The following is an 18,916-nucleotide window of genomic DNA, read 5'->3' as shown; positions in this document are numbered from 1 at the left end:
GGTGCGAATGCTCAATTTGGGGATCTTGGCGCATGTAGACGCCGGTAAGACCAGCCTGACCGAGCGGCTGCTGCACGCCGCCGGAGTGATCGACGAGGTCGGCAGCGTTGACGAGGGCAACACCCAGACCGACTCGCTGGCGCTGGAGCGCCAGCGCGGCATCACCATCAAATCCGCGGTCGTCTCCTTCGCCATCGGCGACACCACGGTCAACCTGATCGACACGCCCGGCCACCCCGATTTCATCGCCGAGGTCGAGCGGGTGCTCAACGTGCTCGACGGCGCCGTCCTGGTGGTCTCCGCGGTGGAGGGCGTGCAGGCGCAGACCCGCGTGCTCATGCGTACGCTGCGCCGCCTCGGCCTGCCCACGCTGATCTTCGTCAACAAGATCGACCGCCGTGGCGCCCGGTACGACGGCGTGCTGCGCGAGATCACCACCAGGCTGTCGCCCGGGGCGATCGCCATGGGCACGACCACCGGCCTCGGCACGCCCGCCGCCGCCTTCACCGCGTTCGACGGTCAGGCCGCCTTCGCGACGAGCCTGATGGACGTGCTCGCCGCCCAGGAGGACAGGCTGCTGGCCGCGTACGTGCACGACGAGACCTCCCTCACCTACCCCCGGCTCCGCGCCGAGCTCGCCGCCCAGACCGGGCGGGCGCTGGCACACCCGGTGTTCTTCGGCTCGGCCATCACGGGGGCCGGGGTGGAGGCGCTGATGGCGGGCATCGAAGAGCTGCTGCCCGCCGCCCAGGGCGACCCGGAGGGGTCGGTGTCGGGGACCGTCTTCAAGGTCGAGCGGGGGCCGGCGGGGGAGAAGGTCGCGTACGCGCGGATGTTCGGCGGCACGCTGCGCGCCCGCGACCGGCTGAGCTTCGGCCCCGGCCGGGCGGGCAAGGTCACGGCGATCAGCGTGTTCGACGGCGGCACGGCGGCGCGGCGGCAGGAGGTGACGGCGGGCCGCATCGCCCGCCTCTGGGGCCTGGCCGACGTCCGCATCGGCGACACCCTCGGCCACCCGCCCGAGGCCGGCACCCTCGGCCACCCGACCGAGGGCGGCACCCTCGGCCACCCGACTGAGGCCGGCACCTTCGGCCACCCGCCCGAGGGCGGGGCCGAGGAGGCGGGCGCAGCGCGGGGTGCGGCCGGTCGGCCGTCCCGGGGCACGGAGGCGCACTTCGCGCCGCCCACCCTGGAGACCGTCGTGGTCCCGCGCCGGCCCGCCGACAGGGGAGCGCTGCACCTGGCGCTCACCCAGCTCGCCGAGCAGGACCCGCTGATCGGCCTGCGCCAGGACGACCTGCGCCAGGAGGTGTCCGTCTCCCTCTACGGAGAGGTCCAGAAGGAGGTCATCCAGGCCACCCTCGCCACCGACTTCGGCCTCGACGTCACCTTCCGCGAGACCACCACGATCTGCGTCGAACGCCCCTCCGGCACCGGCGCCGCCGTCGAGCTGATCTCCGTGGACCCCAACCCGTTCCTCGCCACGGTCGGCCTGCGCGTCGAGCCGGGGGAGATCGGCAGCGGGGTGCGGTTCCGGCTGGAGGTGGAGCTGGGCTCGCTGCCGTACGCGTTCATGCGCACGATCGAGGAGACCGTGCACGAGACGCTCAAGCAGGGCCTGCACGGCTGGGAGGTCGTGGACTGCGTGGTCACGCTGACCCATTCCGGCTACTACGCCAGGCAGAGCCACGCGCACGGCAGCTTCGACAAGAGCATGTCGAGCACCGCCGGCGACTTCCGCAACCTGGTCCCGCTGGTGCTGATGGCCGCGCTGCGGCGGGCGGGCACCACCGTGTACGAGCCGCTGCACCGCTTCCGCCTGGAGCTGCCGCCCGACACGCTGGGGCCGGTGCTGCCCGTGCTGGCAGGGCTGGGCGCGATCCCGCGCACCCGGCTGTCGTCCGTGGTGGAGGGGGAGATCCCGGCGGCCCGGGTGCACGGGCTGGAGCAGCGGCTGCCGGGGCTGACCAGGGGCGAGGGCGTGCTGGAGTGCGACTTCGACCGGTACGAGCCCGTACGCGGCCCGATCCCCGAGCGCCCGCGCACCGATCACAACCCGCTCGACAGGAAGGAGTACCTGCTGCACGTGGTCCGGCGGGTCTAGCCGCCGTCCCGGTCGGAGTCGGCGGCGAAGACGATGGCGCCCACGTAGCCGTCGCCCTCCTGGCCGACCTTCATCAGCATGCCGTCCTGGTAGATGGTGTCGCCGTCGTTGAACGTGTCGCGCCCGGTGCGCTCGGAGTAGGGCGCCTTGGCCATGACCACGCTGTTCAGCTCCTCGTCGAACATGATCTGCGTGGTCAGCACGCGCTCGTTGCTGACGTGCACCATGGCGTGGATGTGGATCGTGCGGCCCCGGTACCAGCCCGGCCAGATGGTGGTGAACTCGACGATGCCCTCGGCGTTGGTGACCTGCGCGCCGCGCAGGTAGCGCTTGTCGTCTTGGGGTGTCAGGTCCATCGAGCCGCCGCCCTCGCCGCCTCCGCCGGGGCCACCACCGGGTCCGCCGCTCGGCGGGGGAGCCGTGGGCGCGCCGCTCGGGGGCGGGTTGCCGCCCCCGCCGGTCGACACCGACTCGGCGCCCGAGTACAGCCCGGCCGCGTCGCAGTGCCAGATCTCCACCACCGCGTTCTTCAGCGGCTCGCACGTCTCGCTGTCCTGCACCTTGATCGCGACCCGCAGCCGCACGCCCTGCCGGTCCTCGCGGATGTCGCTGCGCACCTTGTCGGCGTCGAAGTAGTACGGGCCCTGCGTGGTCGTGGCGGTCAGCCTGCAGGTGCCCGCGCCCTCGAAGAGCGCGGCCAGGTCGCCGGTCGTGGCCGTGGTGGCCTGCGGCGTGACGGTCGCGCCCGTGGACGTGGTGACGGCCGACGTGCCGGAGCCGGAGCAGGCCGCCAGCAGGGTCCCGAGCCCGATCGAGCTGATGCCCGCGAACAGGCGCCGGCGGCTGACCCGCTGGCCGTCGTGGTCGTGTCCCACTGAGAATCCTCCGATGTGTCCCGATTTGCTGGGGACCACACCGTAGGCCGGGGCCTCTTACCCGTGCCTGTGCCGAGGATGAAGTTCTCGTGAGGAATCTAGCCGGGGTCGGCGGACATGACGATGGCGGCGAGGTAGCCGTCGCCGTCCCTGGTGACGTGCGCGAGCATGCCGTCCTTGTAGATGGGGTCGTTGCCGTTGAACGTGTCGCGCGGCGTCTGGTGCCCCCGGTACGGCGGCCGCGCCAGCACTTCGCGGTTGAACGCCTCGTCGAACATCAGCTCCGTGCACAGCGCCCGCGTCCCGCCCACGACCACCATCACGTGGATGTGCACGGTCCGGCCCGGGTACCAGCCCGGCCAGACGGTGGTGAACCGGACGATGCCGTCGGAGTCGGTGACCTGCGCGCCGCGCAGGTAGCGGCTGCGGTCGGAGGGCTTCAGGTCGGTGAACGTCGTCCCGGGTCTGACCTGGACCTTGCCGCCCTTGCTCAGCACCTCGCGCGACTCCGTCTCGGCACCGGAGTAGAGCCCGCCGGCGTCGCAGTGCCAGATCTCGACCACCGCGTCGTCCAGGGGGTTGCAGGTCTCGCCGTCCTGCAGCTTGATCGCCAGGCGCAGGCGCACGCCCTGCCGGTCCTCGCGGATGTCGCTGCGCAGCGTCTCCGTCTCGAAGTAGTAGGGGCCCTGCTTGGTGCTCGGCGTCAGCCTGCACGTCCGGGCCTTGGCGAACAGCGCGTCGGCCCCGGCGTACGGGTCAGGGTCGGACGTGGCGTGCGCGCCGGCGGTGAACAGGCCGCCGAGCCCGAGCGAGCCGACTCCGGTGATCAGCCGCCGCCGGCTGACCCGCCGGCCTTCGTGATCGTGTCCCACGGAAGTTCCTCAACGGTCAGGAGCTACTTCCCGGAACATCTCACGATCGGGGCGATTTTCCGCGCAGGCTGGAACTCGTGTCGAGACGGTCGAAAGCCTTTTCGGCTGATACCGAACTGTAACCAAGCGTTCGCCAGCTGATCAGCAGCCACGGATTGCTGTTCCAGCACTTCAGAGTGCATGCACCGGGTTGCAGTCAACGATTGACAGCCCTGACTCGGCCGGTCTACTTTCCCGAAAACCTTTCAGGTTGTCCCGACTCATCGCTGTTAGCGCTCACATTCCTTAGGGGCGAAATCCATGAGACGACGATGGGCGGCGGCCATCGCCGCGGCACTCCTGCTCCTGCTCACCGACGCCCGGCCCGCGCTGGCGGGCGCGCCGATCACCACCGCGATCTACACGGCCGACCCGGCCGCGCTGGTCGTGGGCGACACCCTGTACCTCTACACCGGCCACGACGAGGCCCCGACCGGCGGCACGAACTTCGTCATGCGCGACTGGCACGTCTTCAGCTCCACCGACGCCGCCACCTTCACCGACCAGGGCGCGAAACTGTCGATCTCGAACTTCTCCTGGGCGGGCGCGGACGCCTGGGCGAGCGAGGTCGAGCGCGGCGCCGACGGCCGCTACTACTGGTTCACCTCGGTCAACGGCAACGGCCCCGGCTGGATGAACATCGGCGTGGCCGTCGGCAACAGCCCCACAGGCCCGTTCACCGACGCCATCGGCGGCCCGCTGATCAGCGACAGCACCCCGAACTCCTCCCCGCTGAACATTGACCCCACCGTCTTCACCGACGACGACGGCCAGGTCTACATGTACTGGGGCTCCTACTACGGCCTGCGCGCCGTCCGGCTCAACGCCTCCATGACCTCGACCGTCGGCTCGGTGATCACCCCGAGCGGCGTGTCGAACTTCTGGGAGGCCCCCTGGATGTTCAAGCGCAACGGCGTCTACTACCTCGCCTACGCCGCCAACGACTCGGGCTGCTCCCAGCCGGGCTACGCGTGCGTCCGCTACGCCACCGCGAGCAACCCGCTGGGCCCGTGGACCCACCGCGGCGTCGTGCTCGACCAGGTCAGCTCCACCACGAACCACCCGGCGATCATCGAGTTCAAGGGCCAGTGGTACATGGTCTACCACAACGCCGCCGCCCCCGGCGGAGGCGACTTCCGCCGCTCGGTGACCATCGACAAGCTCCACTTCAACGCCGACGGCACCATGCAGAAGGTCGTGCAGACCGGCGGCCCGGCCACCCCCGGCAACCTGGCGGCCGGCGCCACGCCGTCCACCTCCTACGTCTCACCGTGGGAGACCCTCGGCGCGATCAAGGACGGCTACACCCCCGCCAACTCGCAGGACCACAGCCACGGCGCCTACGGCAACTGGAACCACCAGGGCACCGAGTGGATCGAGTACCAGTGGCCCACCGCCCAGACGATCTCCCGGTCCGAGGTGTACTGGTTCGACGACAACCTGGGGATCGACCTGCCGGCCTCCTGCCAGGTGCAGTACTGGAACGGCAGCGCCTACGTCAACGTGCCCGGCGCGTCGGGATGCGGCGTGGCGGCCAACACCTTCAACGCCACGACGTTCACCCCCGTCAGCACGACCCGCCTGCGCCTGAACATCACCTCCAGATCCGGTTACTCGACCGGCGTGCTCGAATGGAGAGCCTTCTCATGAGGCGTGCCCTGTTAGCCCTGCTCCTCGTCGCGGGCCTGGTGACGGCCCCCGCCGCGTACGCCGACCAGACCATCGGCTACCCCACCTTCAGCGGCCCGGCCGTCCCCGCGCCGCCGGGCACGTACACGACCGGCGACTACATGCGGGCCATCTACGACGCCGAGAGCTCCGGCACCGACTTCTGGATGGACCGCCTGCTGGCCCGCTCGGGCAACGACCCGGCGGGCACCTGGCTCATGACGCGCGGCCGGGCGCTGTTCATGAAGACGCACACGCCCGGCACGCTCGGCTTCGCCGGGCAGGCCGCGTACTGGGAGAGCATCAGCGACAACAACGCCTTCACCGTCGCGCTGACCCCCGGCACGTTCACCGAACAGGTCGGCTCCCGCTGGCAGGCGCCCAGCCACTGGAAGAGCCGCCACACCAGCGGCTCCATCACCGTCAACCAGACCAAGTTCATCACCGACAACAACGTGGCCGTGGCCAACCTGGCCATCACCAACGGCGGCTCCGCCTCCACCACGCTGCAACTGCGGGCCACCTCGCCGTACGCGACCAGCGGCAGCGGCAGCGAACTGACCGGCCAGGTGAACGCCTACAACAACCTCACCACCCTCTACCCCCGGCTCACCTGCGACGGCTGCGCGGTCTCCAGCGGCGGCCTCAACCGCTCGCTCACGATCGCCGCCGGCGCCACGGTGACGGTCAAGGTGGTCATGGGCTTCGTCACCAGCGAGCTGCCGGCCTCCCGCACCGAGTACGACGCCTACGCCGGCTACTCGGCCGCCACCGCGTTCGCCACCCACGTGCGCGCCTACAACCGCTGGTGGGCCGAGAACGTGCCCTACATCGACGTGCCCGAGCCGGCGATCAAGAAGAACATCTACTACCGCTGGTGGCTGATGCGCTTCAACCACCTCGACGCCGACATCCCCGGGCAGACCTTCCAGTTCCCCACCTCCACCGAGGGCGTGCTGGGCTACAACAACGCGATCGCGCTGACCCAGCCCATGCACATCGACGACCTGAAGTACCTGCGCAACCCGATCTACGCCTACGGCGACTGGCTGAGCGTCGGCCAGACCTCCAAGAACGGCCGCTTCCTCGACAACCCCGGCGACCCGGAGAACTGGTCGAACAGCTACACGCAGTACATCGGCGAGGCGGCCTGGAAGAGCTACCAGATCCACGGCGGCCAGCCGGCCATCGCCGCCAACCTGGCCCGCTACGCCGAGCAGGACGTCAAGGGCCAGCTCGCCCACTACGACACCGACAACAACAAACTCATCGAGTACGACTGGGGCGCCCTGACCGGCAACGACGCCGACGCCGTGTCGTTCCACTGGAAGCCGGGCCGCATGGACCGGGCCGAGGCCGCCTACCAGTACAGCGGCGCGCTGGCCGCCGCCCAGGCGTACGAGGCCATCGGCAACACCGCCAAGGCCACCGAGCTGCGCACCCTCGCCACCCAGATCCAGAACGCCATCGTCAACGTGTTGTGGAACCCGGGCAGGCAGCTCTTCGAGCACCGGCTGAAGTCCACCAACGAATGGGTGCCGTGGAAGGAGATCAACAACTACTACCCGTTCGCCGTCGGCGCGATCCCCAACACCGCCACCTACAAGCAGGCCCTTCGCCTGTTCGACGACCCGGCGCAGTATCCGATCTTCCCCTTCTACACCGCCAACCAGGCCGACAAGGCGGCCTCCGGCACCGGCAGCAACAACTTCTCCACGATCAACTCGACCGTGCAGTTCCGCCTGCTCTCCTCGGTGCTGCGCAACTATCCCAACGAGTGGATCGACCCGACCTGGTACAAGAAGCTGCTCTACTGGAACGCCTGGGCGCAGTACGTGGGCGGCAACACCCAGTGGCCCGACGCCAACGAGTTCTGGGCCGACTGGAACGGCTCCTCGATCACCTACCGCTCCTGGATCCACCACAACATCCTGGGCAGCAGCAACTGGACCGTCGTCGAGGACGTCGCCGGGCTGCGGCCGCGCAACGACGCCAAGGTGGAGCTCTCGCCGATCAACATCGGCTGGTCCCACTTCACCGTCAACAACCTGCGCTACCGCAACGCCGACCTGACCATCGTGTGGGACGACCCGGCCGACGGCGTCGTCCGCTACCCCGGCGTGCCCGAGGGCTACTCGATCTACGTCAACGGCAGCCGCGCCGCCACCGTGTCGACGCTGGTGCCGTTCACCTGGGACCCGGCCACCGGCGCCGTCACCACCAGCGGCACCGTCACCCACAACGCCGCCGTCGCGGGGCTGCAGGCTCCGGCCCAGGTCAGCCACACCAGCGCCCGCATGGTCGACATGCTGGCCAAGGCCGGCGTCGACCTCACCGCCAACCTGACGAACCTCGCCGCCGGCGCCACCGCCACGGCCTCCACCACCGCCTCCGGCAGCTCCACCGCGGGCGCCGTGGACGGCTACCCCATCAACGAGCCGTTCTGGGGCGGCACCACCGCCGGCCAGGACTGGTACGAGCTCAACTTCGGCACCGCCCGCACGCTCAACGAGGTGCGGCTCTACTTCAAGGACAGCCGCCCGGCCAGCGCCACCTACCGGGCCCCGGCCTCCTACGACGTGCAGTACCACAACGGCAGCGCCTGGGTCAGCGTGCCCTCCCAGGCCAAGACCCCGGCCGCGCCGCGCGCCAACTACAACGTGGTGCAGTTCCCCGCCGTCACCGCGCAGCGGGTGCGGGTGCTGACCACGGCCGCCTCCGGCGCCAGGACCGGCCTCACCGAGATCAAGGTGCACAACCGGGGCGGCGTCCAGCCGCCGTCGAACCTGGCGGCGTCGGCCACGGCGAGCGCGTCCTACACCTCCTCCTGGGAGAGCGTGGCCGCGGTCAACGACGGCATCGACCCGCCGTCCTCCAACGACACCGTCAACCCGCGGTGGGGCTGCTGGCCGGAGACCGGGCAGCAGTGGGTGGACCTGACCTGGTCCTCGGCCCGCACGCTCAACCGGGCCGAGGTGTACTTCTTCGACGACGAGCAGGGCATCGACATGCCGGCGTCGTGGAAGCTGCAGTACTGGAACGGCAGCGCGTACGTGGACGTGCCGGGCGCGTCGGCGTACTCGCTGGCCAAGAACGCCTACAACTCCGTCACCTTCACCGCCACCGGCACCACCCGCCTGCGGGTGCTGCTCACCGGGAACGGCACCAGCTCCGTCGGCCTGCTGGAGGTCAAGGCCTACGGAACCTGATCCGCCGAGCGACCGCGCCCGAGCCTGGTGGCACCTTGACGTCACCCACGGCTCGGGCGCACCATCACGTCCATCAGCGGTAGTTACTTTCTTACTTTTAGTGACGGAGCGCGGCAGAGTCAGGCAAGCTGCTGTCACAACTTCAGCCGATGGGCGGCGATCACGATGGCGGGCAAGTGGCAGGCAGGCAACCTTCCGGCGGAGCTGACCAGCCTCATCGGGCGTCGCGGCGAGCTCGACCAGGTGCGCCGCGCGTGCCGGCGGTCCCGGCTGGTGACCCTCACCGGCGTGGGCGGCGTCGGCAAGTCCCGCCTGGCCCTGCGCGCCGCCGCCGACCTGCGGCCCGAGTTCGGCGGTGGCGCCTGGCTCGTGGAGCTGTCACCGCTGGTCGACGGCTCGCTGCTGCCGCACGCCATCGCCGAGGCGCTCCGGCTCACCGACCAGACCACCCGGCCGATGGTCGAGGTGCTGGCCGAGCACCTGTTCGGCCGGGAGGTCCTGCTCGTCCTCGACACCTGCGAGCACCTCGTCGGCCCCTGCTCGGCGACGGTCACCACGCTGCTCGACGCCGTGCCCGGGCTGCGCGTGCTGGCCACCAGCCGCCGCCCGCTGGAGGTGCCGGGCGAGCTGGTGTTCGTGGTCGATCCGCTGCCGGTCCCGCCCGCCGGGTCCACCGGGCCGGCCGCCGGTGACGCGGTGGCGCTGCTGGCCGAGCGCGCCGCCGAGACCGTGCCCGGCTTCGACCTCGCCGACCAGGACCAGGAGGCCGTCGGCCGGCTGTGCCGGCGGCTGGAGGGCATCCCGCTGGCCATCGAGCTGGCCGCCGCACGGCTGCGCGAGCTGCCCGTCACGCACCTGGCCGACCGGCTCGACGACCGGTTCTCGGCGCTGGAGGACGATCCCACCGCCACCGCCGGCCCGCCGTGGCACCAGGCCCTGCGGACCGCCATCGGGTGGAGTCACGAGCTGTGCGAGCCCGCCGAGCGGCTGCTCTGGGCGCGGCTGTCGGTCTTCGCCGGCGACTTCGACGCCGAGGCCGTGCGCGAGGTCTGCGCCGACGAGCGGCTGCCGGAGGCCGGCATCGGGCTGCTGCTCGACGCGCTGTCCGACGAGTCGATCCTGACCTGGCTGCCGACCGGCGCGGGCGAGCGCTACCGGATGCTCGACACGCTGCGCGAGTACGGCGCGAGCTGGCTGCGCCACCTCGGCGAGGAGGAGCGCTTCAAGCAGCGCCACCGCGAGCACTACCTGTCGCTGGCCACCCGGGGCGCCGCCGGCTGGCTCGGCCCCGGCCAGATCTCCTGGTACGACCGCATGATCGGCGAGCACGACAACCTGCGCGCCGCCCTGGAGGTGGCGCTGGGCGCCAAGGACGGCCTGCCCGCGCTGGAGCTGGCCGGCACGCTGGCGTTCTTCTGGTACGGCTGCGGCTACGCCAAGGAGGGCCGCCACTACCTGCGGCAGGCCCTCGATCTGGGCACCCGGCCCGGCCCGGCGCTCGTGCAGGCCCTGTGGTCCGACGGCCACCTGGCGGCCACTCAGGGCGACGCGGACGCCGCCGAGGCCAGGGCCGCCCAGATCGGGCTCGCCGCGGGCGCCGGCGACGCGTACGCGGCGAGCTGTGTCAGGGCGCTCAGGGCGATGGCCGGGGTGATCCGCGGCAATCTGATCCAGGCGATGGCCGAGTCGGAGCCCGCGTACCTGAGCCGGTGGGCCGACGAGCCGCTCACCATCGCCAAGCTGGTCGGGCTCTACTGCCGGGCGCACGCCCTCACCGTCGACGGGCGGATCGACGAGGCCGTCGCCGTGCTGGAGGACGCGCGCACGCTGTGCGACCGGTGCGGCGAGCAGTCGATGCGCTCCCACGGCGACTTCCTGCGCGGCCAGGCCGAGCTGAGCGCCGGGCGTCTCGACCTGGCCGTCACCTACGGGCAGGCCGCCCTGCGGACCAAGCGGCGCCTGCACGACAGCTTCGGCATCGGCCTGACGGTGGACCTGCTCGCCCTGGCGGCGGGCGCGGCCGGCCGGGCGCACCGCGCGGCCCGGCTGCTCGGGCTGGCACAGCGGATCTGGAGCACCCACGGCCAGGCGCAGGCCAGCGTGCCCGCCCTGGTGGCGGCCAGGAAGGCGTGCGAGGCGGGAGCCCGTGACCTGCTGGGCGACAACGCCTTCGAGGTGGCCTACCGCACCGGGTTCGACAGCGACATCGACGCCGGCATCGCGTACGCGCTCGAACCGGAGGGCGAGGGCCTGCACAACGGGCTCGGCTGACCCTCAGCGCTGTCCGGCCGGGCGGATGATCAGCTCGTTGACGTCCACGCCGGCCGGCTGGCCCATCGCGTACGAGATGGCCTGGGCGATGCTGTCCGGCGGGATGGACTCCGCCCGGTAGGTCCGCATGGCCTCCCGCGCGACGGGGTCGGTGATGCTCTCGGCCAGCTCCGACTCCACGACGCCGGGGGAGACGGTGGTGACGCGGATGCTCGGGTCGAGCTCCTGGCGCAGCCCCTCGGTGATCGCCCAGGCGGCGTACTTCGTGCCGCAGTAGACCGCCGCCGTCGGCGACACCTGGTGGGCGCCGATGGAGGCCACGGTGATGAAGTGCCCCGCGCCCTGCCGCTGGAAGTGCGGCAGCGCGGCGGCGATCCCGTACAGCAGGCCGCGGACGTTGACGTCGATCATCCGGTCCCACTCGTCGACCAGCAGCGCGTCCAGCCTGGACAGCGGCATCACGCCCGCGTTGCCGACGAGGACGTCGATCCGGCCGTGCCGCTCGGCGGCGGCGTCGGCGAACGCGGCCACGTCCGCGCGGTCGGTCACGTCGAGCCACCGCACGTCGGCCTTGCCGCCGGCGGCCTCGATCGCCGCGGCGGTCTCGGCGAGCCGGTCCTCGCGGCGGGCGCCGAGCACCACGTGGTGGCCCTCGCGGGCCAGGCGCAGCGCGGTGGCCCGGCCGATGCCGCTGCTCGCGCCGGTGATCAGGACGACTTTGCTCTCCATGGTGTTCGCTCCTGTTCGGGTGGCAGGCGCTGAGCGTGGGCTCGCGCCAGGTGTCGAAGGTGGTCGTGAGCATGCCGGGATGGCGCGGCGGCGAACGTGCTCCGCGCGCTTCGAGAGGTGTTCGGGGTCAGGCCGTGAGGCTGCCCAGCAGCGACAGCGCCTCTTCCGACGGGCTGCCCGGGCCGGCCTGGTAGACGACGAGCTGCTGGCCGGGTGCGCTGTTCACGGTCAGCGACTCGTAGTGCAGGGTCAGCGGGCCCACCAGCGGATGGCGGAAGCGCTTGGTCTCGTGGGTCTTCTGGCGGATGTCGTGGCGGGCCCACAGCTTGCGGAAGGTCTCGCTCTTCAGCGACAGCTCCCCGACGACCTCGATGAGCCGCGGGTCGTCGTAGTCGGTGCCGGCGGCGGAGCGCAGCCCGCCGACGGTGTTGACCGCCACCCGGTCCCAGTCGGGGTAGAACTCGCGGGCGTCCGGGTCGAGGAACACCAGCCGCACCAGGTCGTCGCTGTAGGCGTGGCCGTCGAACAGCGCCTTGCCGAGCGGGTTGGCGGCCAGCACGGTCAGGCACCGGCCCAGGACGACGGCGGGGGTGTGCGGCCAGGCCGCCATCATGCGGACCAGGTTGGGGCTGACCTGCTCGCGCCGGGGGCGCGGGCGCCGCCTGGCCGGGGCCGGGCGGGAGAGCCGGTGCAGGTGCGCGGCCGCGTCCTCCTCCAGCTCCAGCGCCCTGGCCAGCGCGTCGACCACCTGGGCCGACGGGTGGCGCTCGCGGCCCTGCTCCAGCCGGACGTAGTAGTCGGTGCTGACACCGGCGAGCTGCGCGACCTCCTCGCGGCGCAGGCCCAGCACGCGCCGCCGGGTGCCCGCGGGCATGCCGAGGTCCTCCGGCTGGAGAAGCTCGCGGCGGGCTCGCAGGAACTGGCCGAGCAGGTTGTCCGTGTCCATGTTTCGAGGCTAGGCGAGGATGAGGACAGGAAAGAGTGCCCAAGCTGGGTGGGATACACCCACCTTCGAGCGGCAAATCTCTGATTATGAGTAAAAATGCCGAAATCTACAGACTTGCCGGGATTGTCATTGCCTGCGTAGGGCTGATGGTCGCGGCCTGGGTCGGCGGCTGGGCCGCCATCGTGGGAGGAGCGGTGCTGATGGTGGCGGGAGGCGTGCTCTACATCATCAACCACGACGGTTTCGTCATCTGAATGGCGTCATCTGAATGGCGTCGGCTGATTGGGGTCGGCTGAATGGGGCCGGCTGAACGGCCGAGGGCGGGCGGCCCGGATGGGAGCCGGTGAGGGGGCCGCCCGCCGCCGGGGTCCGATCAGCGCAGGCGACCCGCCCCCGCGCCCGCCGGCACCAGGTACCTGAGCACCTTGGCCGGGTGCACGCGGGGGACCAGCGTCGGGGTCCAGCCCGCGTCCGTGCCGAGCGCCGTGCCGTTGGCCTCGTTGTACGCGGCCACCACGTCGGTCGCCACGCCGTCCACGAGGTTGTCCTTCGCCGTGATCGCCGTGCCGTTGAACACCGTCAGCACCTTCGCCGCCGCGATCCCGTCGAAGGCGTTGCTCTCGGCGTAGACCTTGGAGCCGAAGCCCACGCCGATGCTGTAACCGTGCCCGGGGCCGCCCTTGTAGTAGTTGTTGTAGACGTGCACCTGCCCGAACCGGACCCGGGGCGTGCGCTGGCCGAGCGACTCGAAGTAGTTGTGGTGCAGGGTGACCTTGAGCTTGTCCTCCTCGCCGTAGCGGGACGGGCTGTCGGTGTTGCCGATCAGCGTCACCTTGTCGTGGCCGCTGAGGTGGTTCCACGACAGCGTCACGTGATTCGACCCGCGGACCACGTCGAGCAGGCCGTCGTGCACCTGGTACGGGCGGCCGAAGTAGAGCGGCCGGCCCGAGTCGGGGTTGTCGCCGTCGTTGAGCGTGTTGTGGTCCAGCCACACGTGGGTGGAGCCGGAGACCTCCACGTTGTCGAAGGAGGCGTTCCAGTTGCCCTCGGCGCCGTCGGTCGGGTCCCACTGCGGGAAGCAGTCGGCGGTGTCGGTGATGGTCAGGTTGCGCACGATGACGTTGTCGGCGTTGCTGATGCGCAGGCCGAAGCTCTTCAGCGCGGCGTTCCTGCCCAGGCCCATCAGCGTGACGTTGGCGCCGATGGTCACCGTGACGTGCTCGGCCATCTTGGCGTACGACGCCTTGCGGGCCTCCTCCAGCGGCCCCGAGGGGACACTGGTCCTGCCCCAGACGGCCGGGTCGTAGGCGGCCAGGTAGGCGGGCAGGCTGTAGCCGTTCACGGCGTAGTCGTCGCAGGTCAGCGGGTTGCCCTCGGCGTCCGTGTCGGCGTCGATGGCGCCCTTGACGTAGACGATCCTCGGGGTGTTGTCGGCCGGGTCGCCCAGCGCGGCCAGCAGTTCCGCCCTGGTCGAGACGACGTGCACGTCCTCGGGGCGGGCGGCTGAGCCGCCGGTCGTGCCGGTCGTGGCCGCGGCCCAGCCGTCGTCGCGCGGCAGCACCTGGCGGCCGGGCTCGGGCCTGATGGCGGGGCCCGGGCGGCGCACCGGGTTCCAGCCGTCCGAGCCTGCCAGGTACCTCTCCGGCGTGTACGCCCTGGCCTGCTCCGCGGAGAGCTGCGGGCGGTCGTCGTTGACGGTCGCGCCCGGGCCGTGGTTGCGGTACTCGGACAGGCGGGCCTCGCGCCAGTTCAGCCCCGACATGTCGGTCCAGGGCGCGTCCTTGAACTGCTGGCCCAGCCACGACTCCCGCACCAGCACCTGGCCGCGCGCCGTGGCGGAGCCGCCGGCCGGCCACGGGCGGCCCAGGTGGAACGTGCGGGCGGGCGCGTCGCTGACCAGGTGGCTGCGGTGGATCAGGAACCCGTACGGGTTGGTGATCTCCGTGCTGGCGGCGGTGACGTAGCCGTTGTTGTCCGTGCTGCCCCGGCTCAGCGCCTTGATCACGCAGCGGTCGAACACGGCCGTGGCGCGGCCGAAGATGAAGTCGACGTCGCCCTCGACGTAGCAGTTGTGGAAGTACTGCCGGGCGAAGGTGGTGGCGGAGCCGGTGTTGGCGTACAGGGTGTCCTGGTTGCCGAGGAACCTGACGTTGTCGTACACCTGGCGGTCGCCGGTCGTCCTGACGGCGACGGCCTGGCTGTTGCCGTTCGCGGCCTCGTCGTAGGAGTTCTCGAAGGTGAGGTTGCGGGCGGTGAAGTCGGGGGCGCTGATCACGTACGAGGCGCTGCCCGAGGTGCCGTAGGGGCCGGAGCCGTCCGGCTTCTGCGTGGCCGCGGAGGCGTCGAAGGTGAGCACCACCTCGCGCGGGTCGCGGGTGTCACCGGCCAGCGTGATGTGCGGCTTGTCGGCGGGGATGACCACCTGCTGCTTGTAGGTGCCCTTGCGGACCAGGATGGTGACGGGCCGGGTGTTGCCCGGGGGCACGGCGTTCACGGCGTCCTGGACGGTCGGGTGGTCGCCCGAGCCGTCGGTGGCCACGACGATGGTGGCGCGGGCGGTGGCCGCGGCCGGGGCCGCGGGCGTCACCGTGGCGATCACTGTCAGGGCGATCATCGGGGGGAGTAACAGAAGTCGCATGCGCAGCCTCGGCAGAGTGCGGCAATCGGTTGCATGAAACGTTCGCCCAACTGCCCTCACTTCGTCAATGATCTGCAGTGAAACTGCACTCCATCGGCCAGCAATCGCTTGCAGTGCGGAACCCGGCTGTTGACCCGTGATCGCCCCCGCTCTACAGTCCGCCTGATATTTATCGGCATTTCCCTGAAACTTTCATTCCGGATGCCATAGGAGCACCGTGCGGACCTTACGAGCCCTGGTGGTCGCCGCCCTGTTGTGCCTCGTGCCGGTGCTCCCGGCGCACGCGGCCGGCCTCACGTACGACTTCGAGGACGGCACCGCCCAGGGATGGGGGCCGCGCGGCGACGGCGTCTCCGTCACGGTGACGCCGGACGCGGCCCGCGCGGGGTCGGGCGGCCTCGCGGTGAGCGGCAGGACCGCCACCTGGCACGGCGCGTCCATCCCCGGCCCCTTCGTCAGGGGCGTCGGCTACACCGTCACCGCGTACGCCAGGCTGGTCGCGGGGCAACCCGCGAGCACGATCGCGATGACCGTGCAGCGCACGCCGACCGGCGGCGAGACCACCTACGAGCGGGTCGCGGCGGCCACCGTCACCGACGGCGCCTGGGTGCGGCTGTCGGGCAGCTACCTGTTCACCGCCGAATCCACCGACGTGCAGCTCTACGTCGAGAGCTCCGACGCCACCTCCCAGTACCACCTGGACGACATCGTCCTGAGCCCGCTCGGCGACCCCACCCGCGAGCCGATCACCAGCGACTTCGAGGACGGCACCGCGCAGGACTGGTCACCGCGCGCCGCCGCCGCCCTCCAGGTCGGCACGACCGCCCACGGGGGCACCCAGGGCCTCACCGTCACCGGCCGCTCCGCCTCCTGGGACGGCCCCGCGCTGAACGTGCTCGGCCGGATGGGCAAGGGCGACAAGTACGCCCTGTCGGCCTGGGTCAGGCTCGGCCCCGACACCGCGTCCGGCAAGCTCGGCCTCTCGATCGAGCGCCGCACCGGCGGCACCTCCAGCTACGAGCGCGTCGTCGCGCCCAAGGACGTGCCCGCGGGGGAGTGGGTGCGGCTCTCCGGCACGTACACGCTCGCCCACGACGTCGACCTCCTCAGCCTCTACCTCGAGTCCGACACCGGCACCTTCCCCTTCCACCTCGACGACTTCACGATGACCTACGTCGAGCCCAAGCCCATCCAGACCGGCATCCCCTCCCTGAAGGACGAGGTGCCGTTCACCATGGGCTCGGCCTTCACCCGGCCCGAGACGCTCGGCGTGCACGGCGAGCTGCTCGCCAAGCACTTCAACGGCGTCACCCCCGGCAACGAGCTCAAGTGGGACGCCACCGAGCCCCGCGAAGGGGAGTTCACCTTCACCGACGGCGACCACCTGGTGAACTTCGGCACCGAGCACGGCATGACCGTCCGCGGCCACACCCTCGCCTGGCACAGCCAGACCCCGGACTGGGTGTTCGAGAACGCCACCAAGGAGGTGCTGCTGCAGCGCCTGGAGCGGCACGTGCGCACGCTCGTCACCCGCTACAAGGGCCGGATCGCGGCCTGGGACGTGGTCAACGAGGTCGTGGACGAGAACCAGCCCGACGGGCTGCGCCGCTCCCCGTGGTACGAGATCGCCGGGCTCGACTTCATCCGCACCGCCTTCCGCGTCGCCCGCGAGGCCGACCCGGACGCCAAGCTGTTCATCAACGACTACAACACCGAGTTCCCGCGCAAGCGCGAGGCCCTGTACAAGCTGGTCAAGCAGCTCAAGGACGAGGGCGTGCCGATCGACGGCGTCGGCCACCAGCTCCACCTCAACATCGAGCACCCGCCCGCCTCCGCGGTCGAGGCCACCATCGAGCGCTTCGCCACGCTCGGCCTGGACCAGCAGGTCACCGAGCTGGACGTGAGCATCTACACCGACTTCGTCTCCTCCTACGACACGATCCCGCCCGAGCTGCTCGTCCAGCAGGGGCACCGGTACAAGGAGCTGTTCGACGTCTTCCGGCGGCAGGCCGGACGGTTGAGCTCGGTCACCGTGTGGGGCAAGTCGGACGACGTGAGCTGGCTGCGCTCCTGGCCGATCCCGCGGCTCAACGCGCCGCTGCTCTTCGACGACGACCTGCAGGCCAAGCCCGCGTACTGGGGCGTCGTGGATCCGTCCAGGTTGGAACCGCTCGTGCGCAAGCTGGAGGCGCCCGCCGCGGTCGTCAAGGTGGACGGCAGGCGCGACCTGGAGTGGGACCTGCTGCCGGACGCGCCGCTCGCCCGCGTCGGCGACGTCTCGGCCGGCTTCCAGGCCCGCACCTCCGCCGCGGGCCTGTACGTGCTGGCCGAGGTGACGGACCCGACCGTCTCCGCCGGCGACCGGGTCACGTTCACCGTGGACGGCCGCTCGCGCGCCCTCGGCCGGACCTCGCCCGGCGTGCGCCGCACCGCCACCGGCTACCGGGTGGAGGCCCTGCTCGGCAGCGGCACGGACGTCGAGGTGGTGGTGCACGACCGCGGCACGCGCACCACCTGGACGGGCGAGCTCACCCCCGTCCCCGCCGTCAAGCGCGCCACCGCCCCGCGCCGTCCCGCCCCCGTCCTGGACGGCGCCGCGGACCGGCTGTGGTCGGGCGTCCCGGAGATCCGCACCGCCACCTGGATGCAGGGCGACTCGGGCGCCACCGCCAAGGTCCGCTCCCTCTGGTCCGGCTCGACCCTGTACGTCCTGGCGCAGGTCACCGACCCCGCGCTGAGCGAGGAGTCCGCCAACCCGTGGGAGCAGGACTCCGTCGAGCTCTTCGTGGACCCGGGCAACGGCAAGACCAAGGGATACGAGGACGACGACGGCCAGTACCGGGTGAGCTTCTCCGGCCGGATCACGGTGGGCGGCACGTTCGACGCCTCCGGTGTCAAGGACAACGTGCGGGCGGCGGCCGTGACGGTGCCGGGTGGTTACGTGGTGGAGGCGGCCGTCGAGCTGCCCACCATCACCCTCGAGGAGGGGACGCTGCTCGGCTTCGACGTCCAGGTCAACGACGCGACGGGCGGGACCAGGACGAGCGCGGTGACCTGGAACGACGCGACCGGCCGCGGCTACCTCGACACCAGCCACTGGGGCGTGCTCCGGCTGGCCGGGTAGGCGCCGCACCGGCCTGCCACGTCCTTTTCGTGGCCGTGGCAGGCCGGGCGCGCGTTCAGGAGGCGTTGGCGCGAGTGCCGCGGTGCTGATCGGCCGGGTGCGCGGGAACCCCGGCCGATCGGTGCTCACCCGATCCAGTCGTGCCCGGCAGGGGCGACGGCGCCGTCGATGTGTCCGGCCGGGGCCACGCTGTCGTGGTAGCCCGCGGGGGTCACGCTGTCGTGGTAACCGGCCGGCGTCACGCTGTCGTGATGGCCCGCCGGCGTGGACAGGCCGCCGCCCGCCCAGGCGGCGCCCGCGAAGGCGCCGGCGATCAGCGCCGTTCCCGCTGCGAAGATCGTGAGTGCTCTCCTGGTCCCCATCGTGTTCTGCTCCCCGTTCGACGGTCGATCGCGTTGACCGTGCCACACCATCAGGGCGCGGCTTCAGATCGGTTGCAAC

Annotated in this window: 12 protein-coding genes; 6 read left to right on the top strand and 6 right to left on the bottom strand. The window is 71.2% G+C overall.

Annotated elements, in window-relative coordinates; translation table 11 throughout:
* The first annotated feature begins 7 nt into the window (after nt 1-7).
* Entirely contained in the window at nt 8-2,104 is a 2,097-nt protein-coding gene (locus ACBJ32_RS23915) for a GTP-binding protein (RefSeq protein ID WP_375128584.1), read from the top strand.
* Here ACBJ32_RS23915 and ACBJ32_RS23910 read toward each other — a convergent pair.
* Together ACBJ32_RS23910 and ACBJ32_RS23905 are read right to left on the bottom strand one after the other, a co-directional pair.
* Nucleotides 2,101-2,979 carry a hypothetical protein gene (locus ACBJ32_RS23910; RefSeq protein WP_375128583.1) on the bottom strand — a complete coding sequence of 293 codons (879 nt, stop codon included), beginning with the start codon at nt 2,977-2,979 and terminating at the stop codon, nt 2,101-2,103. The genes ACBJ32_RS23915 and ACBJ32_RS23910 overlap by 4 nt on opposite strands.
* Before the next feature lie 98 nt (nt 2,980-3,077).
* Nucleotides 3,078-3,851, bottom strand: a complete 774-nt coding sequence (locus ACBJ32_RS23905) for a hypothetical protein (protein ID WP_375128582.1) — start codon at nt 3,849-3,851, stop codon at nt 3,078-3,080.
* 300 nt (nt 3,852-4,151) lie between these two features.
* On the opposite strand from ACBJ32_RS23905, the gene ACBJ32_RS23900 reads away from it, so the two are divergent.
* The 3 genes from ACBJ32_RS23900 (at nt 4,152) to ACBJ32_RS23890 (ending at nt 11,038) form a co-directional block, all read left to right on the top strand.
* On the top strand, nt 4,152-5,540 hold the full coding sequence (locus tag ACBJ32_RS23900) for a glycoside hydrolase family 43 protein (RefSeq protein ID WP_375128581.1): 1,389 nt from the start codon (nt 4,152-4,154) through the stop codon (nt 5,538-5,540).
* The gene (locus tag ACBJ32_RS23895; RefSeq protein WP_375128580.1) at nt 5,537-8,767 is read left to right on the top strand and encodes a hypothetical protein; all 3,231 of its coding nucleotides are present in this window, start codon (nt 5,537-5,539) and stop codon (nt 8,765-8,767) included. The genes ACBJ32_RS23900 and ACBJ32_RS23895 overlap by 4 nt, the downstream gene beginning before the upstream one ends.
* A gap of 165 nt (nt 8,768-8,932) precedes the next feature.
* Nucleotides 8,933-11,038 carry an ATPase gene (locus ACBJ32_RS23890; RefSeq protein WP_375128579.1) on the top strand — a complete coding sequence of 702 codons (2,106 nt, stop codon included), beginning with the start codon at nt 8,933-8,935 and terminating at the stop codon, nt 11,036-11,038.
* A gap of 3 nt (nt 11,039-11,041) precedes the next feature.
* Here the strand turns inward: ACBJ32_RS23890 and ACBJ32_RS23885 are convergent, their stop codons facing one another.
* The gene (locus ACBJ32_RS23885; protein WP_375128578.1) at nt 11,042-11,767 is read right to left on the bottom strand and encodes an SDR family oxidoreductase; all 726 of its coding nucleotides are present in this window, start codon (nt 11,765-11,767) and stop codon (nt 11,042-11,044) included.
* A gap of 127 nt (nt 11,768-11,894) precedes the next feature.
* A complete protein-coding gene (locus tag ACBJ32_RS23880) occupies nt 11,895-12,713 on the bottom strand; it encodes a helix-turn-helix transcriptional regulator (protein ID WP_375128577.1) in 819 nt (272 codons plus the stop codon).
* Between the two features lie 35 nt (nt 12,714-12,748).
* On the opposite strand from ACBJ32_RS23880, the gene ACBJ32_RS23875 reads away from it, so the two are divergent.
* Nucleotides 12,749-12,967, top strand: coding sequence for a hypothetical protein (locus ACBJ32_RS23875; protein WP_375128576.1), 219 nt, complete (start codon nt 12,749-12,751; stop codon nt 12,965-12,967).
* Between the two features lie 119 nt (nt 12,968-13,086).
* Here ACBJ32_RS23875 and ACBJ32_RS23870 read toward each other — a convergent pair whose 3' ends face one another.
* The gene (locus tag ACBJ32_RS23870) at nt 13,087-15,327 is read right to left on the bottom strand and encodes a pectinesterase family protein (protein ID WP_375128575.1); all 2,241 of its coding nucleotides are present in this window, start codon (nt 15,325-15,327) and stop codon (nt 13,087-13,089) included.
* Between the two features lie 241 nt (nt 15,328-15,568).
* On the opposite strand from ACBJ32_RS23870, the gene ACBJ32_RS23865 reads away from it, so the two are divergent.
* On the top strand, nt 15,569-18,475 hold the full coding sequence (locus ACBJ32_RS23865; RefSeq protein WP_375128574.1) for an endo-1,4-beta-xylanase: 2,907 nt from the start codon (nt 15,569-15,571) through the stop codon (nt 18,473-18,475).
* 125 nt (nt 18,476-18,600) lie between these two features.
* Here the strand turns inward: ACBJ32_RS23865 and ACBJ32_RS23860 are convergent, their stop codons facing one another.
* Nucleotides 18,601-18,837 carry a hypothetical protein gene (locus ACBJ32_RS23860; protein ID WP_375128573.1) on the bottom strand — a complete coding sequence of 79 codons (237 nt, stop codon included), beginning with the start codon at nt 18,835-18,837 and terminating at the stop codon, nt 18,601-18,603.
* Nucleotides 18,838-18,916: the final 79 nt, after the last annotated feature.

The sequence above is a fragment of the Nonomuraea sp. GTA35 genome, assembly GCF_041950525.1.
Classification (GTDB): domain Bacteria; phylum Actinomycetota; class Actinomycetes; order Streptosporangiales; family Streptosporangiaceae; genus Nonomuraea.
Note: the sequence above shows the minus strand (reverse complement) of the source record. Positions and strands in the feature narration are given on the sequence as shown.